The 9,576-nt window shown below is 75.1% G+C and carries 7 protein-coding genes; 2 read left to right on the top strand and 5 right to left on the bottom strand.

Annotated elements, in window-relative coordinates; translation table 11 throughout:
- Together AB1460_RS10845 and AB1460_RS10840 are read right to left on the bottom strand one after the other, a co-directional pair.
- The coding region (locus tag AB1460_RS10845; protein ID WP_368960767.1) for a zf-TFIIB domain-containing protein at positions 1-213 on the bottom strand (213 nt) is incomplete at its 3' end.
- Positions 214-259: 46 nt separating this feature from the next.
- On the bottom strand, positions 260-1,360 hold the full coding sequence (locus AB1460_RS10840; RefSeq protein ID WP_368960752.1) for a phosphotransferase family protein: 1,101 nt from the start codon (positions 1,358-1,360) through the stop codon (positions 260-262).
- 255 nt (positions 1,361-1,615) lie between these two features.
- On the opposite strand from AB1460_RS10840, the gene pepN reads away from it, so the two are divergent.
- On the top strand, positions 1,616-4,303 hold the full coding sequence (gene pepN, locus AB1460_RS10835; RefSeq protein WP_368960751.1) for an aminopeptidase N: 2,688 nt from the start codon (positions 1,616-1,618) through the stop codon (positions 4,301-4,303).
- On the opposite strand, the gene AB1460_RS10830 is transcribed toward pepN, so the two are convergent.
- The 3 genes from AB1460_RS10830 to AB1460_RS10820 form a co-directional block, all read right to left on the bottom strand.
- Positions 4,293-5,132 (bottom strand): enoyl-CoA hydratase/isomerase family protein, encoded by an 840-nt coding sequence (locus AB1460_RS10830; RefSeq protein ID WP_368960750.1) that lies wholly within the window; start codon positions 5,130-5,132, stop codon positions 4,293-4,295. The two genes, pepN and AB1460_RS10830, sit on opposite strands and share 11 nt — an antisense overlap.
- Positions 5,133-5,266: 134 nt before the next feature.
- The gene (locus AB1460_RS10825) at positions 5,267-6,736 is read right to left on the bottom strand and encodes a hypothetical protein (RefSeq protein ID WP_368960748.1); all 1,470 of its coding nucleotides are present in this window, start codon (positions 6,734-6,736) and stop codon (positions 5,267-5,269) included.
- Positions 6,737-6,771: 35 nt separating this feature from the next.
- The gene (locus AB1460_RS10820) at positions 6,772-7,059 is read right to left on the bottom strand and encodes a hypothetical protein (protein WP_368960747.1); all 288 of its coding nucleotides are present in this window, start codon (positions 7,057-7,059) and stop codon (positions 6,772-6,774) included.
- A 237-nt stretch (positions 7,060-7,296) separates the two neighbouring features.
- Between AB1460_RS10820 and AB1460_RS10815 the strand changes: the two genes are divergently transcribed.
- A complete protein-coding gene (locus AB1460_RS10815; RefSeq protein WP_368960746.1) occupies positions 7,297-9,441 on the top strand; it encodes a hypothetical protein in 2,145 nt (714 codons plus the stop codon).
- Positions 9,442-9,576 lie beyond the last annotated feature (135 nt).

Below are 9,576 nucleotides of genomic sequence, written 5' to 3'. Positions count from 1 at the left end.
GCGCTCACCCCGGTCGGGGGGGTTGTGGTGCGCGCCGGGGGGCGGGGGGGGGGGCGTCGGCGGGGCAGCCTGGGCCCACTGGCCCTCGAGGCGGGTAAGCGCCTCCAGCTCGCCGTAGTCGAGGAAGATGCCGCGGCAGTTGTCACACTGCTCGATCTGGACGCCGTTGCGGTTGTAGGTCCGCATCGCGCCGTGGCATTTGGGGCACACCATCGTCTGGTAGCTCACGGTGGCAGCGTACCGGGCGATCAGGGCGGGGTCAGGCTCCCGCGGCGAGCCGCCCGGCACAGTCCAGGAAAGCGCGGGCGCCCTCGTCGAGCCGCGTCCCGAACTGCGCGAGGTCGGTGAGCGCGCCTGCCGCGTACTGCACCGTCACTGCCCGTGCCGGCCCGTCCAGCGCGGCCCACGGGTCGCTGCCGGGGCCCAGGGCGATCCCGCCGGCGGCCAGGTAGGCGCCGAGGAAGCCGGCCCACACCTCCGGCGGCAACAGCCCGGCGGCGAACCAGGCCGCCGGGCGGGCGAGATCCCACGCGGGGTCGCCCCACCCGAGATCGTCGACGTCGATGATCCGCCAGCCCGCGTCCGTGGCGTCGTCCGTGGCGGCGGCGCCCGGCCTGTCACCCGGCCGCGACGTCGGTGTGGCCTGCACGACCTGGCCGAGGTGCCAGTCTCCGTGGATCAGCGCGGGGCGGCCACCAGGCCGGGTCGGCGACTGCCCGAGCCACGGCGGCAGCGTCTCGTACGCGCGCCGGACGTCGGCGGCCAGGCGGTGGATCCCGTCCCCGGCTGGCACGGTGGCGAGCGCACCTGCCAGGCGGTCCAGGGACCGGTGCAGCCGGGCGCACACCGCGGCGGGCGGCACGCCCGCGGCGCCGAGCGAGACGCCCGGGGCCGTGAGATCGGTCGCGTGCAGCCGGGCGAGCAGTTCGGCGGCGGCGGACCAGGGCGCGGCCTCGATCCGGCGCTCCACCTCGTCCGGACGCAGGGCCGTCGCGGCCGGCCAGGCGCTGACCAGGCGGCCGTCGACGGTCGCGAGCAGGCCGCCCAACCCGCCGCGGATGCGCAGCGGCGGCAACAGCAGCGCGGCCAGCCGCCGGTCCCCGGCGAGACGCAGCCGGGCGAGCAGCGGCTCCGGCTCCTCCTCGGCCAGATGGGTCTTGACGACGATGTCGCCGTGGCGCACGACAAGCCGGCCCTTGCGGTCGGTGAGGACGTCACCGCCGGGCCGGGTGAGCTCGTCGAGGGTGATGTCCCCGTGCCGACCCGCGGTGCTGCTGCCCGTACCGGCCTCGTCCACCTGGTCCACCTCGTCCGTCTCCTCGCCCGCCACCGCCTCGCCCGCCACCGCCCCGCCGGTCACCGCCCCGCTCCTCGCGCTTCGCCTGCCACACGCCGCATTCTGCGCCGATCCGGCAGAGGCGATCGGGCGGCGTTCGCCCATCCGCGTGACATCCGGTCACCGTGGGTTCGCGGGGGCGGGCGGGGGACCACGGGGAGGCTCGGCGGCGGTGCCCGGCGGTGCCCGGCGGTGCCCGGCGGTGCCCGGCGGTGCCCGGCGGTGCCCGGCCGTGGCCCGTCCGCCCAGGTGAGCCCGTCAGGGCACTACCGTCGGCTGATGCAGCCGCTGACACAGGCCGAGGCCGTGGCGCGGGCCGCGCTCGTCCAGGTCCGTTCCTACCGGGTTGACCTGGACCTGACCGGAACGCCGGACGGCCCACGGTTCGCCTCCACCACCACCGTGTCGTTCACCTGCCGCACCCCGGGCGCCGGCACGTTCGTCGACGTCCGGGCGGTCGCGCTGGAGGACGTCCGGCTGAACGGGCGGGGCGTCGACGTCGACCGGGCGCGCTGGCAGGGTGGCCGGCTGCCGCTGCACGGGCTCGAGGCGGAGAACACCCTCGTCGTGCGGGCGGTCATGGAGTGCACGAACACCGGTGAGGGGCTGCACCGGTTCACCGACACCGAGGACGGCGAGGTCTACCTCTACGCGCAGTCGTTCCTCGACGACGCCGCCCGGGTCTTCGCCTGCTTCGACCAGCCGGACATCAAGGCGCCGCTGCACCTGACGGTCCGCGCCCCCGAGGCCTGGGAGGTGCGGGCCAACGGCGCGGGCACCAGGGTGTCGCCCGGGCGGTGGGAGTTCGCACCGACCGCCCCGCTCGCCACGTATGTGGTCTCCCTGGTCGCGGGGCCGTACCAGGTGTGGAGCCGCGAGCACGACGATGTGCCGCTGGCCCTGCTCTGCCGCCGTTCCCTTGCCCCGTACCTGGAGGACCAGGCACCGGAGATCTTCGAGCTCACCGCGGCCTGCCTGGACCACTACCACGCGCTGTTCGGCATCCGGTACCCGTTCGGGAAGTACGACCAGGCGTTCGTGCCGGAGTTCAACATGGGCGCGATGGAGAACCCCGGCCTGGTCGTCTTCCGTGACGAGCTGGTCTTCCGCTCGGCGGTGACCGAGGCCGAGCGCGAGCGGCGGGCCGTCGTGATCGCGCACGAGATGGCCCACATGTGGTTCGGCGACCTGGTGACCATGCGCTGGTGGGACGATCTGTGGCTCAACGAGTCCTTCGCCGAGTACATGGGCACCCGGGTCACGGCCGCGGCCACCCCTTTCACTCAGGCCTGGACGAGCTTCGCGGTGGGCCGCAAGAGCTGGGGCTACGCGGCCGACCAGCGCCCGTCCACCCACCCGGTGGCGCCGCTGGAGGTCCCGGACTCCGCGGCGGCCCTGCTGAACTTCGACGGCATCTCCTACGCGAAGGGCGCCTCCGCGCTGCGCCAGCTCGTCGAATGGGTGGGCGACGACGACTTCCTCGCCGGCCTGCGGGCCTACTTCACCGCCCACGCCTTCGGCAACGCCACCCTGGACGACCTGCTCGCGGCCCTGGCCCGGGCCAGCGGGAAGGACCTGTCGGGATGGGCCGAGGCGTGGCTGCGCCGCCCGCGGCTCGACACGCTGCGCCCGCAGGTGCGGCTCGACGACCGGGGCGCCTACGAGGCCGTCGAGATCGTGCGGACCGCGCCGGTCGAGGCGCCCGCCGCGCGGCCGCACCGGGTCGGGCTCGGTGTCTACGACTCCGCGCCGGGCGGCGGTGCGGTGACGCGGCGGCGCCGGGTCCTGGTCGACCTGGAGCCGGCCGCTCCCGGCGGGCGGACAGCGGTCCCGGAGCTCGTCGGCACCGCGGCCGGGCGGCTGCTGCTCGTCAACGACGGGGACCTGACCTACGCGAAGACCAGGTTCGGTCCCGGTGACCTGGAGCGCCTCGGTGAGGTGCTCCCCGACCTGGCGGATCCGCTCGCGCGGGCCGTCGTGTGGTCTGCCGCGGCCGACCTGATCCGGGATGCCGACTGGCCGGCGGGGGAGTACCTCGCGCTCGCGGTACGGGCGTTGCGCACCGAGCGCTCCGTCGCCGTCCTGGAGGACGTCCTGCACTTCGCGGCCGGCACCGTCGTCGACTGCTACCTGCCGGCACGGGACCGCCGGGCCGCGCGGGAGGCCCTGGTGGACGCCTGCCGCTCGGTGATCGACAGCGTGGCCGGCCCCGGCCCCGGATCTGGATCTGGCCCTGGGCCGGGCCCGGCCCAGGGCCGGCTGCTGGCCGCGGCACGTGGGCTGATCTCGTGCGCGCAACAGCCGGAGGTGCGGTTGCTGCGCGACTGGCTGGACGGCCGCGGCGTGCCCGCCGGCCTGGTCGTCGACCCGGATCTGCGCTGGCGCCTGCTTGGCCGCCTGGTGGTCCTGGACGCCGCGGGTGAGGCGGAGATCGGGGCCGAACTCGCCTGCGACCCGAGCACCCGTGGCGCCGAGCACGCGGCGCGGATCCGCGCCGCCGTCGGTGACCCGGTCGCCAAGGCCCGGGCCTGGAAGACCGTCACCGAGGACCAGGTGAGCTCCGTGCGGCTGGTCGCCGCCGCAGCGCTCGGTTTCTGGCAGCCTGGCCAGGACGACCTCACCGCGGCCTACGTCGAGCGGTACGTCGCCGACATGCCCCGGCTGGCGGCGGCGCGCTCTCCGCACGCCGTCCGCCAGCTGGCGGCGGCGGCCTTTCCCCGTTACGCGGTCGCGGCCGGCACCGTCGCGGCCGTGGACCAGTTGCTCGGCCGCCCGGACGTCGGACCCGTGCTCGCACGGGTGGTGGTCGACGCCGCCGACGACCTGCGCCGGGCACTGGCCGCCCGCGAGCTGCACCAGGCGTCCCACCCGGGCGGGTGGCCGGATCCGCCGCCTGCCGGGCCGGGCGCCGCTGATCCGGGTCCACCCGGCCCGGGTCCTGCCGGTGCGGAGCCGGTCAGCGGTTGACGAAGGTCGGAGCCCGCCGCTCACCGAAGGCTGCACGGGCCTCGGCGTAGTCCTCGGTGGACTGCACGATCGCCATGTGCGATGCGATGAGGTCCAGGTTCGTCCGCAGGTCGAGATGCTGGGACTGGTAGACGGCCTTCTTGATCATGGCGCTGGAGATGGGTGACATCGCGGCGAGACGGCGGGCGAAGGCGTACGTCTCGGCGAGCAGGGTCGCCTCGTCGTCGTAGACGCGGTTGACCAGGCCGATGCGCTCCGCCTCGACGCCGTCCACCGTGTCGCCGCTGAGCAGCAGCTCGAGGGCCTTCGCCGGGCCGACCAGGCGCGGGAGCAGGTAGGTGCCGCCGTCACCGGGGACCAGACCGATCCGGATGTAGCCCTCCGAGAGCCGTGCGGACCGGGCGGCGAAGCGCATGTCGCACATCAGCGCCATGTCGAGCCCGGCACCGACCGCGACGCCACTCACCGCCGCGATCAGCGGCTTGCTGAGGTCCAGCACCGCCCGGGCCACCTTGTGGACGCCCTCGGTGAGCATCCGCCGGCGGGCGATCGGGGTGGGCTCGATCCCGCTGAGCACCGCCAGGTCGATGCCGGAGCAGAAGGCGCCTCCGGCTCCGGTGACCACCACCACCCGCACCTGCGGGTCGGCCTCGGCGGCCCGCAGCGCGTCCGCCCAGCGGTCGATCATGGTCAGGGTGAAGGCGTTCCGGACCTGCGGCCGGTTGAGGGTGATCGTGGCGATCGCGTCCTCGACCACGTAGATCAGCTCGTCGGGTTCGGGCCCGTCCGGTGCGCCCGCGCCGGCCGGGGACGTGTTCTCGTCGCTCATGGCGTTGTCCTACCAGGCCGGCACCCGCCCGGGCCCCCCGGCGTGTGGCACCTGGCACCAGGACAGCCCACCGGCGCCGGGCGCGGCCGGGCGGCGGCCCGCCTGGGCGGGCCGCCGCCAGCGTGCGTCCGGGATCAGTGTCGTTCCCACCAGTGGTGGCGGTGGGGGCGGGCGCCGGAACCGGCCCCGATCGGCTCGTCGCGGCGGTGCTCCGGCTGCTGCTCCGCGGTGTGGTCCCCGTCGGTGGCACCGGGCGCGGGACGACCGCGTTCGGAAGCGGCGGCCGGGCGCTCCCCGGACCGGTGCTTGCCGACCTCGTAACCGCCGTACCCGCTGTCACCGCCGTACCCGCTGTCACCGCCGTACCCTCTGTCGCCGTACCCGCCGTCGGCGTAGCCGCTGGTGCCGTACCTGCCGGTCTCGCGTTCGTCGATGTCGCGCCCGCCGGTGTCACGCCGGCCGGTCTCGTACCCGCCGACCGTGTACTGCCCGGTCCGGTAGTCGCCGGTCTGGTATCCCTGCCCCTGGCCCGGCCGGTAGTCGTGGGACTGCTGGCCGGTCCGGTAGTCCTGCGCCTGCGGCCCGGACCCGCGTCCGCTCGCGGCCTGGTCGCGTTCGCCGGCCTGGTCGCGCGTGCCGGCGGAGTACCCGTCGCGGTCGCGGCCGGCGGTGGCTCGCCGCTCGCCGTGCCCGTTGTGCGACCGTCTCGGCTCGTACGGGTAGGGCTCGTCCGGGTAGACCGACGCCTCGTCGTACCGGCCGCTGCTGACGGGCTCGCGACGGGACACATTTCGTCCGGCCTCGAGCGGCTCGCGCTCGGCGGCGCCGCGCCCGGCGCGCTCCGGGTACTCGCGCTCCGGGTACTCGCGCTCCGGGTACTCGCGCTCCGGGTACTCGGCGCGCTCCGCACGGCCGGCCCGCCCTGCCTGGCCGGTGGGCACGGCCCGGGTGTCGTGGGCCCCGGTCCGGTCGGCGTCCATGGCACCCGCTCCAGCGGCGGCACCCGCACCGGCGGCGGCACCGGCACCGGCGGCCTCACCGGCGTGGGCATGGCGGCGGTGGCCGCGGGCGTGCCGCCTGGTGGGCTCGGGCCTACCGAGCCGGCGGTTGCGCGCGGCGGCCACGTCCCGCACCCCGACCACGCTGAGCCGGCCGAGCGCGCTGGAACCGAGGAAGAGGATCAGCGCACCCAGCCCGTAGAAGAAGCTGATCAGGATCACGGCCTGGCGGAACTTGCCGCCCAGTGGCGTGCCGAACGCCCCGGGGTTCCAGATCTGTGACAGCGGCGGCCCGACGATGAACCACACACCGGCCACCACCGCGATCGCCGCGCCGATCGCCGCCGTCGCGCGGTTGCCGCTGGCAAGCAGGATGAGGCCGGCCACGACCGCCGCGACGCCCGGCAGGAGCGAGAGCCAGAAATGGTTCGCCGTCCAGGTCCAGGCCTCGGTGGTGAAGCCGAAGTCGAAGTACGGCCCCACGAAGGGGATCAGCGCCCCCCAGATGCCCGCCGCCACGATCAGTAGCCCGCTCAGCGCGCCCCGCGTGCGCGGGACGTGCAGCATGTCGCGACCGCGTGGCCGGTCTGTTTCCGTTGTGTCCATGTTCGTTCCTCCCCGTCAGACCCGTCGGGGCCTCGTCACGGTCCGCGGTCGGTCGGCGGCCCGATGGCCGACCGCGTGTGCGATCGCGCGGTGGTGACGTGGGACATCACGCCCGCCGGCCACAGCGCGAAGGTCGCCAGCGCCGCGGTGGCCGCGGCCAGGCCGAGCAGCAACCAGGCGTTGAGGATCATCCCGACCAGCGCGAGGATCAGGCCGACGATCACGACCGCGGTCAGCGACCAGATGAGCACCGGCCGGTGCTGGGTGACGTCGGTGTGTCTCGATGTGCCGGTGTGTCGCGATGTGCCGATATGTGCGGTCATCGGGCACCTCAGGTGGGTCGGCGGCCGCGGCCTCATGCGCGGACCGTTCCGTAACGGCCTACCCCGTCTGCGGGTCCCCAGCGGCCCGTCACACCACCAAACGTGGAACGACCTCGGCTTTTGTCGCTGCGACGGGCACGCTGCTCGGTAATCTGGCGTCCCATGGCTCGGCTCCTCGGTGCCCGGAGCCCAGGTGCGCCGGTTCGGTCCCGACCCGTCCGCGGGGCCTGTCTGGCGGTGCTGGCCGCGGCCGTTCTCGCCCCGGTCGGCACGGCGTTGCTGACCGTCCACGAGACCGCCCAGAACGCGGCGTTCTATCGCGGCGCGCTGGACGAGGCACAGGTGCACGAACGGGTCAGTGACGAGGTCCTCACCGATCCGGTGCTGGCCGACGTCACCGGGGACCTGCTGGCGGACCTGCCGGTCGACCCGGACCTGGTCGTCGACAACCTGCAGCTCGTCGTCCCGCCCGCGGCGCTGCGCGGCATGACCGACGGCGTCGCCGACAACGTCGCCGCCTACCTTGACGGCAGCCGGGCGGAGTTCGTCCTGGCGTTCGACCTGAGTCCCATCCTCGACAACATCGGCCGGCTGGCCTCGGTGTACCTCGCCGGGCAGGTGTCGGGTGCGCCCCGGTACCGCACCGAGGACGTCGCCGCGGCGCTGCGGGACGTCCTCGACGGTGTCGACCGGGTGAGCCAGGGGCGGCCGCCGGCGTCCGTCCCGGAGATCGATCTCACCGACAGCCAGGTCACCTGGCTGGCCGACCTGCTGCTGAGCCGGGTGCCGGAGCCGCGCCGGTCGGCCGCGCGGGAGCAGGTGCTGGTCGCGCTGCGGTCCGGGGACCTGGGCGAGGCGCTGGCGGTCGTCGGACCGATGATCTTCTCCGGGGACGTCTCGGCAGTGGCCGACCTGCGCGCCCGGCTGGCCGGCGGCACGGTGCTCGACCTCGGGCGTCCGCTGGCTGACGACCCCGGGGGCCCGGCCGGCGCCGTCCTGCGTGCCATCCACACGGTGGGCGGGACGGGCACGCTCGTCCTGGCCGTGCTCTGCTTCGCGGTGCCCACCGCCGCGCTGGCCCTCGCCCTCCTCCGGCCGAGACCACCACCCGAGCCGGGCGGGGAGCGGATCGCGCGGGCAGTGCGGACGACGTCCGCCGCTCTCGTCGCTGCCGGGCTGGTCTCGCTCGCCGTCAGCCTCGGCCTGACAGCCGTCGCCGGGGACCCACTGTCCGCGCTGCGCGGTCCGGCGTCGCCACTGCCGCCGGCCGGGCAGCAGCTGGCCGCGGACGTGGGCCGCGTGCTCCTCGACAACGTCCGGTCGACCTGGATCGACATGGCGATGGTGCCGCTCGCCGTCGGCGTCACGCTCGGCACGGCCGCGGCCGCCCTGCCTCGCCTCTATCGGGCGCGGGGGCGGGCCCGCCGCGTGCTGGCGGTGACCACCACCGCCGCGGTGTTCGTCGCGGGATCGTGGGCGGTGCTGCCGGGCCGGGCCGGCACCGGCACCGCGTTCTGTAACGGCGGCACCGACCTGTGCGCCCGGGCGTACCCGGATGTCCTCTACCCGACCACCCACAACGGCATGGCGTCGGTACGGGCGGGTTTCCTCGGCGCCGTGCAGGATCCGGACCTGGTCGGCCAGCTCGACAGCGGGATCCGGGCGCTGATGATCGACGTCCACCACTGGACGACACCGGCCGAGGTCGACTCGTTCCTGGCCGGGCTGCGGCCGCGGGCCCGCGCGGCCCTCGGCCCCTTCGCCACCGGCGCCAGCTCCGAGCGGCCCGGGCTCTGGCTCTGCCACGGCATCTGCCAGCTCGGTGCGACGGCGCTGGACGACGCACTGACCGGTGTCGCCGGCTGGCTGGCGCGCAACCCGGCCGAGGTCATCACCCTGATCCTGCAGGACGGGGTGCCACCCCAGCCGGTCATGGTGGCGTTCCGGAAGGCCGGGCTCGGCCGGTACCTGGCCCGCCCCCCGGCAGCGGGGCAGCCGTGGCCGACTCTCGGCCAGATGATCGACCGGGGCCGGCGCCTGGTGGTGTTCGCCGAGAACGGCGACGTGCCCGGCACCTGGTACCGCAACTTCTTCCGAGCGAACGCCGACACCCCGTTCGACGTGCGGATCCCCGGCGGATTCACCTGCCGGGTGGGGCGAGGGGCGGCCCGGCCCGGCATGCTGCTGATCAACCACTGGCTGACCGACCATGCCGCCACCCGCGCGGACGCGGCGCTGGTGAACACCGCGTCCTCGCTGTCCGCGCACGCCGAGCAGTGCGCCGCCCGCGGCCTGCGGCCCACCTTCCTCGCGGTCAACTTCGCCACGGTCGGCGATCTCGTCCCGACGGTCGCCGCCTACAACCGCCGCCCGCTCCGCTGACTCTCGGGCCCACGGCCCACGGCCCACGGCCACGGCTGTGGATGCCTGCCTGTCCGGCAGGACATTCGGGCCAGGGCAGAACGGAGGCGACATCGCCGTGCGCCCCCGGTGCCGGCACCGTTCAGGGCCGTCGCC

Origin of the sequence: Parafrankia sp. FMc2 (assembly GCF_041008525.1) — a bacterium.
In the GTDB taxonomy this organism is placed as follows: Bacteria; Actinomycetota; Actinomycetes; order Frankiales; family Frankiaceae; genus Parafrankia.
This window is presented reverse-complemented; position numbering and strand designations above follow the sequence as displayed.

Bases quoted from the DNA above. Each gene is read 5' to 3' on its own strand.
- pepN (WP_368960751.1), top strand. From the start codon at position 1,616: ATGCAGCCGCTGACACAGGCCGAGGCCGTGGCGCGGGCCGCGCTCGTC.
- AB1460_RS10830 (WP_368960750.1), bottom strand. From the start codon at position 5,132: ATGAGCGACGAGAACACGTCCCCGGCCGGCGCGGGCGCACCGGACGGG.
- AB1460_RS10825 (WP_368960748.1), bottom strand. From the start codon at position 6,736: ATGGACACAACGGAAACAGACCGGCCACGCGGTCGCGACATGCTGCAC.
- AB1460_RS10820 (WP_368960747.1), bottom strand. From the start codon at position 7,059: ATGACCGCACATATCGGCACATCGCGACACACCGGCACATCGAGACAC.